We start from the raw sequence: 16,784 nt of genomic DNA, 5'->3' as shown, positions 1-16,784 counted from the left end.
AAGTCCCTAGCTACTGGGCGCTGAAGCCGGACGTAGCTAAATAACTTAGTAAGGTTATCCATAGCTGCAAAATTTTATAATTTCCTAGACTACCAAAAATTTTTCACTCTCTATAGTGTGAAAAATGAACTACTTATAGTTTTTCCAAATGTAAATACTTTATCCCAATAAGAGATCAGACAATTTTCCGCTGTTCATGAAAAAAACATGATCAAAGGCATAAAGCGTTAGAAGTTAAGAAGAGATCTCCCTCCGTAATCTGATTGCTGTTTCCCTTTTGCTTAGACGTACTTTTATTAGAAAGACCTGTTGTCATCAAGTCTTATGGCTAAAGCTGTAGTTTTTCTTATACTATAAATCTTTAAAATAGTACACTTTCCTATAGGAAAAAAATTAAAAAAAGAAGGAGTTTGATGTCTTTTGTCGAAATATGATTGTATAAGGAGGTGAATTAATTATTGAACCCTGCAGAAGTAAAGTCTACCCGTTTACTATTGGAAGCAATTGAGCGTGATGCTTCCGACATTCACTTCTCCCCTCTTCCAACTAAAACGGATATCTACCTTCGAATTCAAGGTGAACGCGTTTTCCACAAAAGCATTCCCACTTCATCATACCAGCTCTTGCTTACGTACTATAAGTTTACATCTGCTATGGATATTGGTGAAACAAGGAAACCACAAAACGGAACGATTGTTTTCCAATTAAAAGGTCAAGCTTATGATCTGCGTCTATCCACATTACCTGTAAAACACAATGAAAGCCTAGCTATTCGGATTCTACCCCAGCAAGAATCCCTTCCGCTTCAACAGTTATTTCTTTTTCCACAGCAATTAAAAATTTTATTAGGTTGGTTGAAAAATCGTTCTGGTCTAATTCTTATTAATGGGCCGACAGGAAGTGGAAAAACGACTACCTTATATGCAATTGTAGAGGAGATGTGTAGGCAACACACGTTACAAGCCATCACGTTAGAAGATCCAATCGAAAAAGATATAGAGACAATACTCCAAGTACAAATTAATGAAAAAGCTGGAATAACATACCAAGCAGGTTTCAAAGCAGCATTACGTCATGATCCTGACATCATTTTGGTAGGCGAGATTAGAGATTCCGCTACGGCTGCATTTGCTGTCGAGGCTTCTCTATCTGGTCACCTTGTTTTAAGTACTATCCACGCTACTAATGGATTAGGCACCTTGTACCGCTTAAAAAGCCTCGGTTTAAAGATGGACGATTTAAAACAATCGCTAATTGCTATTGCATCCATTCAATTACTTCCATTTGAAATAAGAAAGTATGGAAAACGAAGAGCAGCCATCTTAGAATTACTTGAACCGTCTCAATTAATTCAATACTTTCAAAATGATGCGCAATGGACTGTCAATTCATATCATTCATTTACCCACTTACGAAAGAAGGCATTTGCTTATGGATATATTTCTAAAACATCCTTTGAAGAAACATAATAAACTGTCAAATCAACAACAATTGCGGTTTTTAAAACGCTTGAACCACCTTTTAACCAATGGATACCCTCTTATTGAAGCATTAAATAGTATTGCTTGGACAAAACCGTTTAGTAATTTGTCTGAAAAAATTATATTTGAATTAAAAAATGGCGCTACATTTGATCAAGCTTTACAAAAAAGCGCTTTTCATCCATCTATTACGAATTACCTCTCCTTTTCTATGTCCAATGAAAATTTACAAGGAAATATACAGCGTTGCTACAAAATGTTTGAGCAAAAACTGAAATACAATAGCAAGTTTAAACAAGCCATCCGCTATCCCATTCTGTTGTTAACGATTTTCTTGCCTATACTGATTCTGCTCAAACAAGTAGTGCTTCCCTCTTTTATTGACCTATACCAAGGAATACCAGGTTCTTCGACAATTTTAGTTATAACCATTTCGCTCATTGATTGGTTACTCCTATTATGCATCATTACATTCATTACAGTTTGTATCCTCGCACTTAGCTGGCAACGTATGAAACGTTCCATATCAATAGAGAGACAAATTAAATTATATACGCGCATTCCAATTTACAGAGCTTTTTTAACCACACAAACTTCTTTTTTATTTGCTACTCAATTTAGTACTCTAATTCAAACAGGGCTTTCCTTTAAAGCAATTCTTCAACAAATGATGCATCAAAAGAAACATCCGCTTATTGCTCACTATGCCAAGCTTATGACAGCACAATTGAGAGAAGGACGACAACTCCCGGCTTTGCTAAGTCAGTTTGATTTTTTAGATAAACCGCTTGCTAATATTTTTCAAAAGGATAGCAATACAGCAACATTAAAAATGGACTTACATGTTTATGCAGAAGGGTTAATGGAAGAAATGGAAACAAATATGCTCAAACTCATCACCTATATTCAACCTATGTTCTTTATCATAATTGGCTGCTTTGTTTTATTTATCTATATAATACTAATGTGGCCTATGTTCCAACTTATCAAAACGATTTAATTTGGAAGGTAAAAATTAATGTATACATGAGGAGGATTATGTACATGTGGAAGAAAAATAACGCTTTTACTTTAATTGAAATGCTAGTTGTTCTAATGATTATTTCCGTGTTAATTATTCTAATCGTTCCTAATTTAGGGAAACGCAGTCAAGATGTAAACAGCAAAGGGTGTGAAGCATTAATAGCAGTTGTCCAAGCTCAGGTCGATGCATATTATGCTGAACATCATCAATTTCCGACAAATTTAGACGCATTAGTGCCAGAGTACATTAATGAAGATCAGAAATCATGTAATGACAAGGAACTAAGCTATGAAAGTAATAGCGGAAAAGTTCGCAACTAGTCGCATAAAGCAAGCCAATGGTTTTACGCTAATCGAAATGCTGTTTGTAATAAGTATTATGTTCATTATATTGGGACTGCTGTTACCTCCACTTTCTGCAAATGTAAATAGAATAGAAAGCAATTACGTTATTGATAAACTAGCTTCGGACGTAATGACTATACAGCATATGCATGCAACTACAAATGGAACGGTTAGGATTCAACTATACAGAGATAAATATGTCATATTAAAGTCAACTAAAATTTTAAAGCAAGTTTCTCTCCCAGAAGGATTCTGGTTTAATCAAAATGGAAAGCATTTTTTAGAGTTTCATAAGAATGGCAGTATTAAACATCCTCGAACATTCTTTCTATACTCGCCGACAACAAAATATAAAATAATCTTCCCGTTTGGTAAAGGACGGTTTCGTGTTGAAAAAAGTTAATGGATTTACTCTCATTGAAGTTATTATTGCATCGAGTTTATTGTTTTCGTTTATCTTAATTTTAGTACCTGCTTTTTCCATTTTGCATGTAGAACAAACAGTATTGCATGACCGGCTAGCAATTGCCTATAAACTTCACGACGAAATGCAGCCAATCATTTGGGAAAACGATAATTTTACGGCCAGTTATGATTTACTCGTCAATAAACAAACAGTAACGATAGAAATTGATCATGAGCACAACTACTTGAAGGGATGTGCATATTGGAAAAATGCGAAACAAACAAACGAAGAAGTCTGTCTTTATGCTGAGCCATCTTGAATCTGGTTTTACATTTGTAACAACATTAATTTCCATTGTAGTTTTAGTTTTTAGTATTCCATTTGTTAGTTACCTTTTACGCCAAGTTTCCGTAGACAATACAATGAATGATGTATCCGTTGGACAGTTTTTTATATTTATGCGTAATGAAGTTATGCAAGCGGAAGAGATAAAATTATATCCTCATCAACTAAAGCTGTCTATGCATAATGGAGATGAAGCTACATTTGAAAAGTATGGTAACCTTATAAGAAGACAAGTTGATGGTACCGGTCATGAAATATATTTACGGGATATAAAAGACATTACATTCTCCCCTTTTTCTTATGGATTTCACATTATCATTACCACCGTGAAGGGGGAAAAGTATGATAAAAAAATCATCTATTATCCGTAACAACGCTGGGTTTATGTTCCCGTTTGTACTAGTCATTACAGTTCTCGTGTTACTGATTATAACAGCAACGGCCTATCATTATCAAAACAATATAGTTATGACAAAAAATCAAATCGAACAGTTAAAAATAGAGACAATGGTGCAAATGTCACGAGAAAGAGTAAAGCAAGCACTCATTCAAAATGGAGAGCTTAAAAAACAAATGTATTTTTCATTCCCTTATGGCGACGTTTCTTTACGTATAAACGCTTTATCCTCTGATAAATACACATTGTTTTTCACCATTACAACGGACAATCAATCTACAATCCAACTAAGAGGATTTCTTAACCCCTCTTTATAGCAATACCATCTACAGAAAAAAGGTTAAAAGGTTGCGTATTCTTTCGTTTTTGAATGCATTCGAATCACCTTTAAGAATAAATAAAAATAAACAGAGCAAAACATTTGGCGACTTTTTAGTACAAACATGGCTATGAACAGAACAGCAATTCCACGACTATCATTTACAAGTTCATACTGGTCGTTTATAATGACTATGATAAGGTTACCAAAAGGAGGGGGATTGGCATGGATCGAATGTTTCGTGTGTTAGCCTTTTGGACAGGAATTTTTACTGTAATGTTTTTCGTGGGAGATATGCAAAAAACCGCATTACTTTTTCTCGTTCAAACGGCCTTTTTCCTAACATTAAGTTATTTGAAACTTTCTGAACGCATGTATATGTATTTATTCGGGGCATACTGTACCATATTCTTTATTGGCTTTACATGGTATTCAGAATTCATACTTGTACCTGGTTTCGGACACTAAGAAGCAACAAAAAACCCTGCTACATACTGTGAAGCAGGGTTTTTTGTTGTTTGCACATTGGTTTGAAAGAAGATGAAGTATTACAGAAAGACTCTATTCAGACTGAGCAATTATTTTACTTATTCCTCACACTGTGAAGAACGGGTTATATTGCTTTTCAAATTGGATATTCGTTTTTGGCCCATGACCTGGATAAACGATAAAAGCGTCATCCAACGTATATATGGATTCTTTTATAGACTTTTCTAGTTGCTGAAAATCTCCCCCTGGTAAATCTGTACGGCCAATTCCTTGTTGGAATAATACATCTCCGCTAATAATAAAATTTTCTGTTGTAAAAACAAAAGTAACACTACCAGGAGAATGGCCTGGCGTATGTAATACATGAAAAGAAAAGTTTCCAAGCGTCATCTTCCTTGGATATAAGAATTGATCCGGCCTTTCTGTTTCTACTTTTTGCTGCGTAAATAACAACGAACCATTCTTACTAGCATCTTCAAGCCAGTTCGCTTCCAATTCGTGCAGATAAACATCAACATGATACGCTTTTCGTAGTTCATCTACTGCTCCAATATGGTCAAAATGAGCATGTGTTAATAAAATAGCAATTGGTGTTACGTGATGATCTTGTAAAAATTGCATGACTTTCTCCGCATCACCACCTGGATCAATAATTAACGCTTCTTCTTGATCGTATACAATATAACAATTTGTTCCTAATGGACCTAAAGACATTGTGTGTATTTGCATGTATATTTCTCCTTTCAATATGAATGATATATCACTTGTTCCACAAAAGAAATAAGATAAAAGCCAAAGTTGCTTAGATAAAGGAAATAGACGTTTAGAAATTGGTGGTTTTCATTACGTTTTTGAATAGAGGCATTCTAATAAGCGAACTCTCTTGATCCAAATCATCTTTGGATTTACCTATGTAGATTCCTTTTCTTTCTGTTCAGCTGAAAAACACCCAATTACCATGCTATGTCTCGACAAATAACCAATAATGCTTTAGAATAATGAATATAACAGCACTAGTTACATAATAATACAAATACATTTCCTATACCAACAATAGGAAATGAGAAGTTATAAGGAGGAAGAATTTCATGCATATCGTATTAGGGGTTTTGTTTTTATTAGTAGCTATTCTTGCAGTTGTATCCATCATTCGTCAACTAAAATACAAAAATATCTTTGCTATTGGTTTTTCTGCGATTACAGCGTTAGCATTTGGATTTTTTGCTGTGGCAACCATTATTTCCGAATTAGGTGGTTAAATAGAAAAAAGCTGACATTTATTGTCAGCTTTTTTCTATTTATTTTTTTTGAAATCGATAAAACGAAATAAGTCACCGTAAATCAAATCATCGGAATAGTCTAATTCTTTTTCCACTTGCTTGCGAATTAAGTCGCATGCATTCGAAGTTTCTTTAGATTCGTCCTCTTCTTGATTTTTTTCAACTGGTTCTCCAGTTTTTTTATTGTAACACGTATCATTTGTATAAATATACTCATCTGTTATAAAACTTCCATTTCGTAAAGCTATAAAATCTTTACGTTGTTTACTAAACAAATCATTCCCAAATTGAATATCCTGATTATTTTTTATACCTAGTAAGTTTAACAATGTAGGTTTCATATCAATCTGGCCAGCAATTTCAGATTTAATTTCCCCTTTTCCAAAGCCGGGTATATGGATAAATAGTGGTACACGTTGCAATTGAATGTGATCGTAAGGAGTAATCTCTTCTTTTCCTAAATACTGACTCATCGCCTTATTGTGATTTGCACTAATTCCATAATGGTCACCCATAATAACAATAATGGAGTCTTCATATAAACCAGTACGTTTTAATTCATCGAAGAACAGTTCAATGGATTCATCCATATATCTAACAGTTGGAAAGAAATTATTTAACGTATTAGAATTGGAATCATACGGTTCAATAGATCGATCTTCCTCATCTAACTCAAATGGAAAATGGTTCGTTAATGTTATCAATTTTGTATAAAAAGGTTTTTCCATTCGCTGTAAAATATCGGTCGATTGTTCAAAAAACGGTTTATCTTTTAACCCCCAACCAACCGAATTTTCTTCTGTTATTTCAAAAGATTCTTCCCCATAATAATGGTCAAATCCTAAACTTTGATACATTTGATCTCTGTTCCAAAAACTCTTATTATTGGCGTGCACGACACTAGAATAATATCCATTCTCGCCCAATATTTCAGGCATTGCATTATATTCATTTTGACCGTGGGTAAAGAAAACAGCGCCACGCGATAGCGGATATAGCGAATTTTCAACAAGAAACTCCGAATCAGAGGTTTTTCCTTGCTCCGTTTGGTGATAAAAATTCTCAAAATAGAAAGTATCTTTATCCTTCGTTAAAGCATTCAAAAATGGTGTAATTGGCTCCCCGTTAACATCATTATTAATGACAAAACTTTGAATTGATTCCGCATTAATAAAAATTACATTTTTACCTTCTGCTACCCCAAACAACTCGGAAGTAGTATTTCTAGCCATGTTCTCGTCCATATATTTTTGGATTTCAGGAAGCTCATTCCCATCCGCAAACACTCGTTGCGTCTTTGCTTTTGCTTGAGTTGCAATATCATAGATATGATAATTAAACAAACCAATGTTTTTTACTAGATACTCACGATCAAACGCACGCGTAAACAATTGTGGGCGTTCCATTTCCGCTAAGAAGAAGTTTCCCGCTAATAAAACAAATGACATGGCAAGTGCAAAGACCTTCCCACTTTTAGGGTAGTGCGCGACATCTTGAGCTGATTGCTTTCGGCTAATAAACCAGATTATAACAACGTCTACAAATAGCAATATATCATACGGTTTAATCAATGTTAAAATACTTGAACCTAAATCAGCAGCGTTACTCGCTTGAAAAAGTTGCGGGATCGTAATAAAATCAGTAAACGATCGATAAAAAACAAGATTTGCAAATATAATCAACGTGCCTATTAAGATCGTATAACGTAAATATTTCATTTGCCTTTGCGGCTTTTTAATCCATACACTTAATGCAAATATTAAAAATCCAGATACAAATGGATTAATAAGTAATATGATCTCTTGCATCATATTTTCCAAATCAATAGAAAACATAAACCGGTATACGAGATATGTTTTTATTCCAAATAAAATGGTTGCTAGTATAAATAACGGTATCTTATTTATTTCCTGTTTCATACAACTTCCTCCTATTTATTTTCCCCTCTCTTCATTTTTACAACGCTTTTTATGCGTTTCATAAAAATCCCCTTCTTATTAGACGAATTTTCACATGTAAACTCCTAGTGGAAAAACGATAGTGAACTTTATTCCATATCGTTTTCTCGTTTTTATCCCCTAGTTAATTACCTGATGTTTTGTTCTAAGGCTTTTAACCAAGTGAGAACCGAAATACGGAACACAATTAAAAAAGGATATTACTCAACCCTTAAACAGCAGAATGGAAGCATATAAATTTGTTATATGCATGTTTTGAATTTATAGTTACAACGCTTAGAAAAACTTAGCTTGTCATCAAGTCTTATGGCGGAAGAACGCCGTCGTTTTACTTATACTATAAACCTTTATACTTTCTATCATGAAAATTAAAAAGCGTATACCCCATTTCAGTTCTGTTTCAAACACTGTTAATGCTATAATTATATCACTCTATAGCCCATAGTAGAAGATTATACTACTAAGACGTTTTACATGTAAAAAAGTTTCATATTTTATTAGATTTTTTCACCAAATACTTTTTTCTCTAGCTTTTGCTTTACTAAAAAAGCAGCGCCTATAATACCTGCATCATTACCTAATTGGGCAAACTTTAATTCACAGCTTTGGTATACTTTTGGAAGAGCGTAACGTTTAAACGCTTCTGCTATTGCCGTTAACAAAGGTTGTCCAGCTTTCGAGACGCCGCCTCCAATTAATACTTTAGCCGGACTAATAGTAACGCTCATGTTTGCAATTGCCAATCCTAAAATGTCGGTTGTATGTGCGACAATTTGTTTTGCTTCTACATCCCCTTCATTCGCTAATTGGAAGACGTCTTTTGCAGTAATAGTTCCTTTTATATTTACATGTTTAGCTAATTTACTATCTGGTAAATTCTCGGCTGATTCGAATGCTTGTCGCACAATACCAGTAGCAGAAGCAATGGTTTCTAAACATCCTTTTCTGCCACAATTACATTCTGCACCATGTGTATCCATAATAATATGACCAATTTCTCCACCTATACCGGCTTCTCCATTTACTACTCTACCATTTGCAATAATACCGCCCCCTACACCAGTACCAAGTGTAACCGCAATTAGATTAGCTACTTCATTACCAGCTCCACGCCAGTTTTCTCCTAAGGCAGCTACATTCGCATCGTTTTCTACAAATACTGGAAGCTTGGATTGATTACTTAGTAATTCACCTAGAGGGTAATTTTTCCACCCAATATTTACCGCTTCATAAATAAACCCTGTTTCATCTTCAATAAATCCTGGAGCGCCAACACCTATTCCGAGAACTTGCTCTTCATTATAATGTAAATGCTTTAATTTTTGACGAACTGAATTCCAGATATCATCCACAATATGCTTACCACCATCATTTGTGTTTGTAGGTATTTCCCATTTGCTTATAATTACTCCATCATTACTAATTAATCCTAATTTGGCTGTAGTTCCTCCAATATCCATACCAATAATTATTTGCTCCATTTCTATTGACTTCCTTTCTTCTGCTTCAGCGTAGATGTAATTTCTTTTTTAAGTACCATTTTTATTTCTATATACGTTTTGTTTTCTATGAAGCCAAGCTCATACAGTTCATTTATTTCTAATTCCATCATACGTAAATCACCTAAACGATTTCCCGTATAAATAAATGTACCATATTTTTTTAAGAATTGCTGTATATCATACATCGTTTTCATACAATCACCAGTTTAATTATACTAAATCCTTTTCAGAAAGAAAAACACTATGAGAAAAACTGAACATATTTTCATGTAATGGGCAAAAAATTCGAAGAACAAAGGCTCGGGGCTCCCATTTAGCAACGTAGCGAGTGGAACGCAACTAAAGTTTTAGGAATCATGCTCCTGCAAGAGGAGTATGCCGGCGCCCTCCGGCAAGCCCGACTTTAGTCGGCATTCCTATTTAGTACGAACCGATGATGACTTATCGTAGGGGGATTCGTGAAGTCGCCTAGTTGCTGGGCGCTGGAGCCGGACGGTGCTAAATAACTTAGTAAGTTTATCCACAGCTGCAATTTTTTAATTTTCTAGACCATTAAAAAACTTAGCAAAAGGGCTAAGTTTTGCTAAGTCATCTATTCTATCTGCTATCGATCAGGGTCTTTTGGGTGCAAGAAAGCAGGTCTACGGTTTTTCAACGGAATTGGCGATCGCAAAAATACATCTCGAAACGGACGATAGGAAAAGGGAATGAACGGCCAAAAATAAGCAACGTTAAACGATTTCATTCTAACCAAATACAAAATCCAAAGTGTTATGCCAACAATATAACCGATAGCACCAAACAAGGCAACAGCAATTAAAAGAAAGATACGAACTAAACGATTAGCTAAGCTTAGCTCATAACTTGGTGTTGCATACGTACCAATAGCTGCTACGGCTAAATATAATACAACTTCATGGGAAAACCATCCTACTTGTACAGAAACCTCACCGATCATAATAGCTGCAACTAAACCAAGTGCAGTGGCTAGCGAAGAAGGTGTATGAATGGCTGCCATACGTAAAATATCTATTCCGATTTCCGCTAGTAAAAATTGGACAAATAACGGAACAACACCGGCTTCATCAGGGCCTATATATTGCAAATTGGCTGGCAAATAATCAGCGTGTTTTGCAAATAAGTAATATAATGGCAAGATAAATATAGAAGCTATAACAGCAAAAAATCGTACAAATCGTAAATAGGCGCCAACTAACGGCTTTTGTCTATATTCTTCTGCATGCTGTAGATGATGAGCATATGTTGCAGGAGTTATCATTACACTAGGTGAACCATCAATAATAATGAGAACATGGCCTTCATAAAGATGCGAAGCGGCTGTATCTGGGCGTTCTGTATATCTTACTGTTGGATATGGATTCCAGTGCCTCCCACTAATATACTCTTCAATAGTTTTCTCAGCCATAGGCAAACCATCTGTATCAATCATTTCTAACTTTTTTTTTAAGCTCTCTACCCTATGTTTATCAGCTATATCTTCAATATAACAAATACAAATATCTGTTTTTGATCTTCTCCCAATTTGCAAATACTGCATTCGTAAAGAACGATCTCGAACCCTTCTTCTCGTTAAAGCTGTATTAAAGACAATTGTTTCCACATATCCATCTCTAGAACCTCGAACAACACGCTCTAAATCGGGTTCCTCTGGCGAGCGAGCAGGATAAGTTCTTGCATCAATAATAATGACTTTATTTGCGCCTTCTACAACTAATGCAGCTGGGCCGGCGAGGACAAGGTCGCTTGCTTCATCTAAATCATTCGCTTCATCTACTTCAATGTAAGGAATATATCTTTCAAGTAATTTTTTTAATACATTTGGTTCTAAATCTTCCGTCTCTAGTTCAGCAAAAAGCTGCATAATATAAAGTAATATTTCGTCTTTGCCAAATCCATCAATAACAAACAAAGCCATCTTAATACCTGCATACTCCAAGTCGCGTTGAATCATATCAAAGCTTTGATCGACTGCTAATCGCTCATGCATATAGTCTCGGTTTTTTTCAAATGATGAAAATAGTGGCTGCCTTTCCATTTGCATTTACTCACCTGACCTATTCAAAATCTTATAGTTAGCTTTCAACAGCAGAGGCTATATTATACATTATTTCAAAATTAGCATACCTCGTTTAACGAAAACATAAAATGCTTAAGACAAGTCTGTCAAAAGGACGTGGTTTAATGAAAAAATGGTCTGTCATCACCATCGTTGTTGCCATAACTAGTTTTATTACCATTATCTATATCGTTGGTTTACAATCTAAACCAGCAATTACGTATTTTCCTCTTGATAAAAATTTTGCATTTACAACAGCAGAAACCGATATACAACTTTTTACTGAGAAAGGAATAGATGATTATGAAATCATCTGGAAAGCATCTTCTGCAACAGAAATTCCTGTTTACTTAAGGCAAGATGTTTCTTTGCTATTTGACAATGGAAGGCTAAGAGGAGCTTTGTCGAAGTGGGTGCAAGATACGGATACAATTCATTTAAAAAGAATGCTCACTTTAGAAGATAGTAGTTTGTATGAAGCGATTTCCTTTCATCATGGGGAAATTCATGAAAAAGACAGCCAAATAAAGAGCATGCAACAAATGTCAAGTGATCATTTATATGTCATCGACTCACCAGCAGCAAAATTAGATTCATTTAAAACACCTTCTACAACATACGAAAAAGAATGGAAAACACTACTTGATCGTGCCTCCATGAAGCAACTAACCTATCATTGGGATACATTGTATGAATATTTCGACATTAACAAAGAAAGTTATACAGCTGTACCTTTAACCGATTTAAATAAGTTTGCGGCACAACCGATAGCTGGCTTAACACAAGCGCAAACAGATAAAGTTATGGGACAATTATGGGAAGGGTTGTACAAAAACTATCTCTTACCAATTGTGAATGCGGAAAAAGCAGTCAATAGCTATATTCCCATTATTTTATTCGACAAAAAAAACAAACATTTGCTCGTACTTTTTGAGATGAATGGTAAAAAAGAAAAGCTCATACAGCAGTATTCTTTTTCAGAATAAGGTATCCAAGAAAGATTATCTGATAAGGCGCCGTTTGCTAAACTTCTAGTATGACTTACCTTCCTATATTAAAAAGCTTACGGCACCTTATATCTAAGATGAATTCCTTCTTTTCATGTTTACTTCGGTTTTTCGCCTGTAATCTGCTCATACATTTCTTGAAAATCCGTGTTATTAGAGTCTAATTGATAAGCTCTTTTTATGAAATCTTTTGCTTCCTCTATATTACCTTGCTGGTAATATAGTAAAGCAAGGTTATAATGTGCTTCTGGAAAACTATTGTCTAGTCGAACACTCTGTTTCAAATCATCCATAGCTAAATTTTTCTGATTTAATTCAATGTACGCATAGGAACGATGGAATAAAATAGCTGCTTTCCATTGCTCCTCCCCTTCAGTATTGCGTATCGCTTTACTGGCCTCTGTAACAACTTGTTCATATTTTTCTTCTTGAACTAATTCTTCAATGTGCATGACATAATACATTGGCGAGTTCATGTTGTTTGTTATGCCGTATTGTATTATTCCATATGCAAGCGCTAAGTAGACAAGCACTGCACTAAGCTGCTTCCATCTTTCTTTTTGTTTCGGCAAATGAACAATTCCAGAAGCAATAAAACCTGCTACTAGACCACCAAGGTGAGCACCATTGTCAATAGCTGGAATAGAAAAACCAAACACAATATTTATTCCAATTAACAACAATACATTACTTCCAATAGTTTGAAAGAAAACCCTCCTATGATGAAGCCCAAAAAATAATAACGCTCCAAATAATCCAAATAGAGCACCGGATGCACCTGCGGCAATATTGGCTGAAAAAGCAAAGCTTGCTATTCCACCTCCTATTCCAGCCAGAAAATAAATAATTAAAAATCGAATGGAACCATATATACGTTCTACTAATGTACCTAAATAATAAACAGCAATCATATTCATTACTAAATGTAACAAACCAATATGTAAAAACATGGAGCTAATAATCCTCCACCATTCCCCATTTTCAATAATAGCTGGGTTATATTTAGCACCAAATTGTTTTAGTGTTTCGATATTTTCACTCCCACCGTTCCATTCTAACAGCAGAAATAAACTAACACATAGAGCTAAAATGATATATGTTAACCTTGGTTTTCCAAAAGAAAATAACTCTTTCTTTTCTTTTTGATCATCCAAAATCCGTTTCCTTAAATAATGCTTATAAGTAGCTATTTTCTCTTCTTTTACTGTTTCCTCGAGACTATCATCCAATTCTAGCGCAGAAATCTCCGCCTCTTTTTCTAACCTGTCTTTTTCTTCTTCAAATTGTGAATTAGAGAGGTAATATATTTTCATCATAATTGCTTGTTTTTCATTTAATTTCATTGGTTGCTTTAAAAACTCCCATGAGTCTACAGGAGTGAATTCTGATATGTATATATTATGTATTTGAATGGTTTTAGCTCTTAAAAGTTTTTTCATGGCTTTTACTTTTTGAAATACGACGGCTATATCTTTTTTTAAATAGTTTTTCCAGTCAAAGCCTTGATTGATAAATCGTAATACTTTTGAATCTTTCCCAACTTTCTTTTCTAACCATATCTCATTCCCTTGTTCGTTTACATAAAGAACATTATACGCTTCACGAGAAACAATTTGATAAGCCATATTGTACATCGTATACTGTTCATCTAAATACATTATCACATCTCCCCTTGTTTTCTATATTTCTATAACACTTTCTATTTTACACAATAGGAAAGTATATTATTTTTATAAATTATAGTGTATAAGCAAAACGACGGCGTTTTATCCCTATAAATGCTTGGTAATAGCCCAGTTCTAAAAAAATTTACCATCTCTAACTGTAAAATTGAACATATGGGGCTACAAGTTCATAGTCTTCAGCCCCATTAATGTTAAAAGCTGTAAAGGAACTATTATACATTCGTATTTGTTTGCGACATTTTCGATTTAAAAAGACTTCGGATGGAAGGAGAACTCATAGATAACTGTACAGCAAATTTGCGTAAAAATCCAATTGCTAAAACCATATTCAAAATGCGATAACGCCATTTATAAACGAAAGCGGACGCAGCAACAAGACCTATAATTAAAACAATAATACGCATGTGAACACCTCTTTATGATTGATGTTCTTAGTTATGATCCTCACTGGATATTTTTATGCAAGTATTAGAAAACTTGGCTTGTCGGCAAATCTTACGGCTAAAACATTAGTGCTTCTTCCCATTAGAAAGTATATAGATAAAATGAAGCACTTTAGCTAACTTAACGTACTAAACCTTCTTCTGTTATTAAATGCTGAACGGGTAAATCAAATGTGTTTTTCGGTATTGATGGTACAAGTTGGCTACTGTGTAATATAGAAACAGTTTGATTGAGAAACCCTGCTAAAAAACGGTCATAATAGCCGCCACCAAATCCTATACGATAACCATCTGGATCAAAAACAATACCTGGCACAAGCAACAAATCAATGGTACTCGGAGCAATATACACGGTTTCACTTGGAATAGGCTCTAAAAGATGATAGTATACTTCATCTAGTTGTTTGAAGGTTTGAAACTTATAAAAATCCATCGTTTTAAATTTTGGGTCACACTTTGGGGCACATATCTTTTTACCTTGCCGCCAAGCTTGGTTAATTAATTCATAAGTATCCCATTCAAATCCTTTCGAGATAGTAATACCGATTGTAGTAGCATTTTCCCAAAATGTCGAGGTCACTAGGTGTCGATGTAATTGGTGGTTTATATCCCCTTTTTGCTCTGGGGTTAGTTGTTTTAAAGCATAAATAGTGGCATTTCGGAGTTGGTCTTTTTTCAAGAAGCTCGCCCCCTTTTTCAAATAAATAATAATAATAATAATAATAATAGAACCTTTATCTACAAGATAAAGGTTCTATTATTATCGTTATTTTGTTTCACGATGTAGAGTGTGTTTTTTTAGACGTGGGCTGTATTTCATAAGCTCTAAACGCTCAGGATTAGTTCGTTTATTTTTAGTAGAAATGTAATTACGATCTCCTGTTTCTGTACAAGCTAAAGTAATGTTTACGCGCATCATTTATCCCTCCAAACTTTACCAAATTGTTGCCTCGCTAGCAATAATTTCATTTCAGACTTATTTATAATACCAAATGTTAGCCGTTCTAGCAAGAATTTAAATACATAAGCATCAATTTGTCATTTTTAATCGAATCAGATTTGGCCAATGGGTTATATGGTTGCATAGCTGTTGTATTTCTCCAATATCAAAAAAAATAATCAAATTGTAATGGCATTTCGACAGCATTTTATGTTATAACTAGTAGTGAGTAGAAGGAGGGGAGCAGATGATATATGCAATTATTACCATTATTGCAATCGGAATCGTTTTACTTGCTATTTCCTTTTTCATGAATGATCGAATCGAGCAGGTTGAAAGTCAATTAGAACAATTCTCCATTACAACGATGCAAGATACATATCAAATGAAAAAGAAAATGAAGATTCTGGAAGAAGAACTATTAACAGAGGACTTCACAGACACTCGTATAGAAAATAAATCTTAAAGGGAGGAGGACAAGATGAAACAACCTATACGTCTTTTTGGTATTGGTCTCCTAACAGCTGGAATAATTATGTTAGGGGTTTATTTTATTACAAATGGGAGCACTCAAACAGCAGATAGCTTATCCGACAAGGAGCTAGTAGCTTTAGTAGAGGATAAAGGTTATCATGTGCTAACAAATTCAGAATATGTTGCTGTTTCTGTGGATGAAGCTAAAACAACTGCTGCAAAAAATGAAGAACAACCAGAAACAAAAGCTAAATCTACAGAAGAAGATTCCAAAAATAAGGAAGAAAATGACAAACCGAAAAGTGACCAAGATTCAAAAAAAGATGAAGGTCAAAATGAAGAAAAGGATAAGCAAAAGAAAGATGAAAAGAAAGAAAAGGATAAGAAAACATACACATTAAAAATTGAAGAGGGAAAACCCTCTTCCGATATAAGTGAAAAACTAGAAAAGAATGGAATTATCGATGAAGCATCGAAATTCAATGACTATCTAGAAGATAATGATTACAGTAAAAAGGTACAACTTGGAGAATTTAAAGTATCTAGCGATATGAGTCTGTACGAAATCGCTGAAGCCATTACAAGATAAACGAAGGAGCAGGTAAATCTGCTT

General features: G+C 34.5%; 21 protein-coding genes. 12 read left to right on the top strand and 9 right to left on the bottom strand.

Going from position 1 to position 16,784, the window contains the following annotated elements; all coding sequences use genetic code 11:
• Positions 1-458: 458 nt before the first annotated feature.
• The 8 genes from comGA to D9780_RS07270 all read left to right on the top strand — a co-directional run bounded on the left by comGA (position 459) and on the right by D9780_RS07270 (position 4,784).
• Complete coding sequence (gene comGA / locus D9780_RS07305; protein ID WP_121639746.1) at positions 459-1,469, top strand: competence type IV pilus ATPase ComGA; 1,011 nt, start codon at positions 459-461, stop codon at positions 1,467-1,469.
• Positions 1,432-2,481, top strand: coding sequence for a competence type IV pilus assembly protein ComGB (comGB, locus tag D9780_RS07300; RefSeq protein WP_162985825.1), 1,050 nt, complete (start codon positions 1,432-1,434; stop codon positions 2,479-2,481). Before comGA ends, comGB begins: the two co-directional genes overlap by 38 nt.
• 44 nt (positions 2,482-2,525) lie before the next feature.
• Positions 2,526-2,825 carry a competence type IV pilus major pilin ComGC gene (gene comGC, locus D9780_RS07295; RefSeq protein ID WP_073004391.1) on the top strand — a complete coding sequence of 100 codons (300 nt, stop codon included), beginning with the start codon at positions 2,526-2,528 and terminating at the stop codon, positions 2,823-2,825.
• Positions 2,794-3,252 carry a competence type IV pilus minor pilin ComGD gene (gene comGD / locus D9780_RS07290; protein WP_073004393.1) on the top strand — a complete coding sequence of 153 codons (459 nt, stop codon included), beginning with the start codon at positions 2,794-2,796 and terminating at the stop codon, positions 3,250-3,252. The genes comGC and comGD overlap by 32 nt, the downstream gene beginning before the upstream one ends.
• On the top strand, positions 3,239-3,574 hold the full coding sequence (locus tag D9780_RS07285; RefSeq protein WP_162985824.1) for a prepilin-type N-terminal cleavage/methylation domain-containing protein: 336 nt from the start codon (positions 3,239-3,241) through the stop codon (positions 3,572-3,574). Before comGD ends, D9780_RS07285 begins: the two co-directional genes overlap by 14 nt.
• Positions 3,525-3,971, top strand: a complete 447-nt coding sequence (locus D9780_RS07280; protein ID WP_121639744.1) for a competence type IV pilus minor pilin ComGF — start codon at positions 3,525-3,527, stop codon at positions 3,969-3,971. The genes D9780_RS07285 and D9780_RS07280 overlap by 50 nt, the downstream gene beginning before the upstream one ends.
• On the top strand, positions 3,943-4,314 hold the full coding sequence (gene comGG, locus D9780_RS07275) for a competence type IV pilus minor pilin ComGG (protein ID WP_116279322.1): 372 nt from the start codon (positions 3,943-3,945) through the stop codon (positions 4,312-4,314). Before D9780_RS07280 ends, comGG begins: the two co-directional genes overlap by 29 nt.
• Positions 4,315-4,541: 227 nt before the next feature.
• A complete protein-coding gene (locus D9780_RS07270; protein WP_073004399.1) occupies positions 4,542-4,784 on the top strand; it encodes a DUF2626 domain-containing protein in 243 nt (80 codons plus the stop codon).
• Between the two features lie 126 nt (positions 4,785-4,910).
• Here the strand turns inward: D9780_RS07270 and D9780_RS07265 are convergent, their stop codons facing one another.
• A complete protein-coding gene (locus D9780_RS07265) occupies positions 4,911-5,534 on the bottom strand; it encodes an MBL fold metallo-hydrolase (RefSeq protein ID WP_116279323.1) in 624 nt (207 codons plus the stop codon).
• A gap of 359 nt (positions 5,535-5,893) precedes the next feature.
• Here D9780_RS07265 and D9780_RS07260 point away from each other — a divergent pair, with 359 nt between their 5' ends.
• Positions 5,894-6,064, top strand: coding sequence for a DUF2759 family protein (locus D9780_RS07260; RefSeq protein ID WP_073004403.1), 171 nt, complete (start codon positions 5,894-5,896; stop codon positions 6,062-6,064).
• A 35-nt stretch (positions 6,065-6,099) separates the two neighbouring features.
• On the opposite strand, the gene D9780_RS07255 is transcribed toward D9780_RS07260, so the two are convergent.
• From D9780_RS07255 to D9780_RS07240, 4 genes are all read right to left on the bottom strand, one after another.
• Positions 6,100-8,004, bottom strand: a complete 1,905-nt coding sequence (locus D9780_RS07255) for an LTA synthase family protein (RefSeq protein ID WP_121639743.1) — start codon at positions 8,002-8,004, stop codon at positions 6,100-6,102.
• 536 nt (positions 8,005-8,540) lie between these two features.
• A complete protein-coding gene (locus D9780_RS07250; RefSeq protein WP_073004406.1) occupies positions 8,541-9,524 on the bottom strand; it encodes an ROK family glucokinase in 984 nt (327 codons plus the stop codon).
• Between the two features lie 2 nt (positions 9,525-9,526).
• Entirely contained in the window at positions 9,527-9,739 is a 213-nt protein-coding gene (locus D9780_RS07245) for a YqgQ family protein (protein ID WP_116279326.1), read from the bottom strand.
• Between the two features lie 410 nt (positions 9,740-10,149).
• A complete protein-coding gene (locus D9780_RS07240) occupies positions 10,150-11,607 on the bottom strand; it encodes a spore germination protein (protein ID WP_121639742.1) in 1,458 nt (485 codons plus the stop codon).
• A gap of 140 nt (positions 11,608-11,747) precedes the next feature.
• Here D9780_RS07240 and D9780_RS07235 point away from each other — a divergent pair, with 140 nt between their 5' ends.
• Positions 11,748-12,608, top strand: coding sequence for a hypothetical protein (locus tag D9780_RS07235; protein WP_121639741.1), 861 nt, complete (start codon positions 11,748-11,750; stop codon positions 12,606-12,608).
• Positions 12,609-12,727: 119 nt separating this feature from the next.
• Here D9780_RS07235 and D9780_RS07230 read toward each other — a convergent pair whose 3' ends face one another.
• The 4 genes from D9780_RS07230 to rpmG form a co-directional block, all read right to left on the bottom strand.
• A complete protein-coding gene (locus D9780_RS07230) occupies positions 12,728-14,287 on the bottom strand; it encodes a rhomboid family intramembrane serine protease (protein ID WP_121639740.1) in 1,560 nt (519 codons plus the stop codon).
• Positions 14,288-14,526: 239 nt separating this feature from the next.
• Positions 14,527-14,718, bottom strand: coding sequence for a hypothetical protein (locus tag D9780_RS07225; RefSeq protein ID WP_116277531.1), 192 nt, complete (start codon positions 14,716-14,718; stop codon positions 14,527-14,529).
• A 160-nt stretch (positions 14,719-14,878) separates the two neighbouring features.
• Positions 14,879-15,436 carry a 5-formyltetrahydrofolate cyclo-ligase gene (locus tag D9780_RS07220; RefSeq protein ID WP_121639739.1) on the bottom strand — a complete coding sequence of 186 codons (558 nt, stop codon included), beginning with the start codon at positions 15,434-15,436 and terminating at the stop codon, positions 14,879-14,881.
• Positions 15,437-15,523: 87 nt separating this feature from the next.
• Positions 15,524-15,673: a 50S ribosomal protein L33 gene (rpmG, locus tag D9780_RS07215; protein ID WP_010530995.1), complete on the bottom strand. Its 150-nt coding sequence runs from the start codon at positions 15,671-15,673 to the stop codon at positions 15,524-15,526.
• 271 nt (positions 15,674-15,944) lie between these two features.
• Here rpmG and D9780_RS07210 point away from each other — a divergent pair, with 271 nt between their 5' ends.
• Both D9780_RS07210 and D9780_RS07205 read left to right on the top strand, forming a co-directional pair.
• Positions 15,945-16,163: a hypothetical protein gene (locus D9780_RS07210; RefSeq protein WP_121639738.1), complete on the top strand. Its 219-nt coding sequence runs from the start codon at positions 15,945-15,947 to the stop codon at positions 16,161-16,163.
• A gap of 15 nt (positions 16,164-16,178) precedes the next feature.
• The gene (locus tag D9780_RS07205) at positions 16,179-16,760 is read left to right on the top strand and encodes an endolytic transglycosylase MltG (RefSeq protein ID WP_121639737.1); all 582 of its coding nucleotides are present in this window, start codon (positions 16,179-16,181) and stop codon (positions 16,758-16,760) included.
• Positions 16,761-16,784: the final 24 nt, after the last annotated feature.

Origin of the sequence: Virgibacillus sp. Bac330, from assembly GCF_003667845.1 — a bacterium.
Lineage (GTDB): Bacteria > Bacillota > Bacilli > Bacillales > Amphibacillaceae > Virgibacillus > Virgibacillus chiguensis.
This window is presented reverse-complemented; position numbering and strand designations above follow the sequence as displayed.

Excerpts from the sequence above, each read along its gene's own strand:
- rpmG (WP_010530995.1), bottom strand. The coding sequence starts at position 15,673 with ATGCGCGTAAACATTACTTTAGCTTGTACAGAAACAGGAGATCGTAAT.
- D9780_RS07260 (WP_073004403.1), top strand. The coding sequence starts at position 5,894 with ATGCATATCGTATTAGGGGTTTTGTTTTTATTAGTAGCTATTCTTGCA.
- D9780_RS07235 (WP_121639741.1), top strand. The coding sequence starts at position 11,748 with ATGAAAAAATGGTCTGTCATCACCATCGTTGTTGCCATAACTAGTTTT.
- D9780_RS07280 (WP_121639744.1), top strand. The coding sequence starts at position 3,525 with ATGCGAAACAAACAAACGAAGAAGTCTGTCTTTATGCTGAGCCATCTT.
- D9780_RS07255 (WP_121639743.1), bottom strand. The coding sequence starts at position 8,004 with ATGAAACAGGAAATAAATAAGATACCGTTATTTATACTAGCAACCATT.
- D9780_RS07250 (WP_073004406.1), bottom strand. The coding sequence starts at position 9,524 with ATGGAGCAAATAATTATTGGTATGGATATTGGAGGAACTACAGCCAAA.
- comGD (WP_073004393.1), top strand. The coding sequence starts at position 2,794 with ATGAAAGTAATAGCGGAAAAGTTCGCAACTAGTCGCATAAAGCAAGCC.
- D9780_RS07270 (WP_073004399.1), top strand. The coding sequence starts at position 4,542 with ATGGATCGAATGTTTCGTGTGTTAGCCTTTTGGACAGGAATTTTTACT.
- comGB (WP_162985825.1), top strand. The coding sequence starts at position 1,432 with ATGGATATATTTCTAAAACATCCTTTGAAGAAACATAATAAACTGTCA.
- D9780_RS07265 (WP_116279323.1), bottom strand. The coding sequence starts at position 5,534 with ATGCAAATACACACAATGTCTTTAGGTCCATTAGGAACAAATTGTTAT.
- D9780_RS07245 (WP_116279326.1), bottom strand. The coding sequence starts at position 9,739 with ATGAAAACGATGTATGATATACAGCAATTCTTAAAAAAATATGGTACA.
- D9780_RS07210 (WP_121639738.1), top strand. The coding sequence starts at position 15,945 with ATGATATATGCAATTATTACCATTATTGCAATCGGAATCGTTTTACTT.
- comGG (WP_116279322.1), top strand. The coding sequence starts at position 3,943 with ATGATAAAAAAATCATCTATTATCCGTAACAACGCTGGGTTTATGTTC.
- D9780_RS07225 (WP_116277531.1), bottom strand. The coding sequence starts at position 14,718 with ATGCGTATTATTGTTTTAATTATAGGTCTTGTTGCTGCGTCCGCTTTC.
- D9780_RS07230 (WP_121639740.1), bottom strand. The coding sequence starts at position 14,287 with ATGTATTTAGATGAACAGTATACGATGTACAATATGGCTTATCAAATT.
- D9780_RS07205 (WP_121639737.1), top strand. The coding sequence starts at position 16,179 with ATGAAACAACCTATACGTCTTTTTGGTATTGGTCTCCTAACAGCTGGA.
- comGC (WP_073004391.1), top strand. The coding sequence starts at position 2,526 with ATGTGGAAGAAAAATAACGCTTTTACTTTAATTGAAATGCTAGTTGTT.
- D9780_RS07240 (WP_121639742.1), bottom strand. The coding sequence starts at position 11,607 with ATGCAAATGGAAAGGCAGCCACTATTTTCATCATTTGAAAAAAACCGA.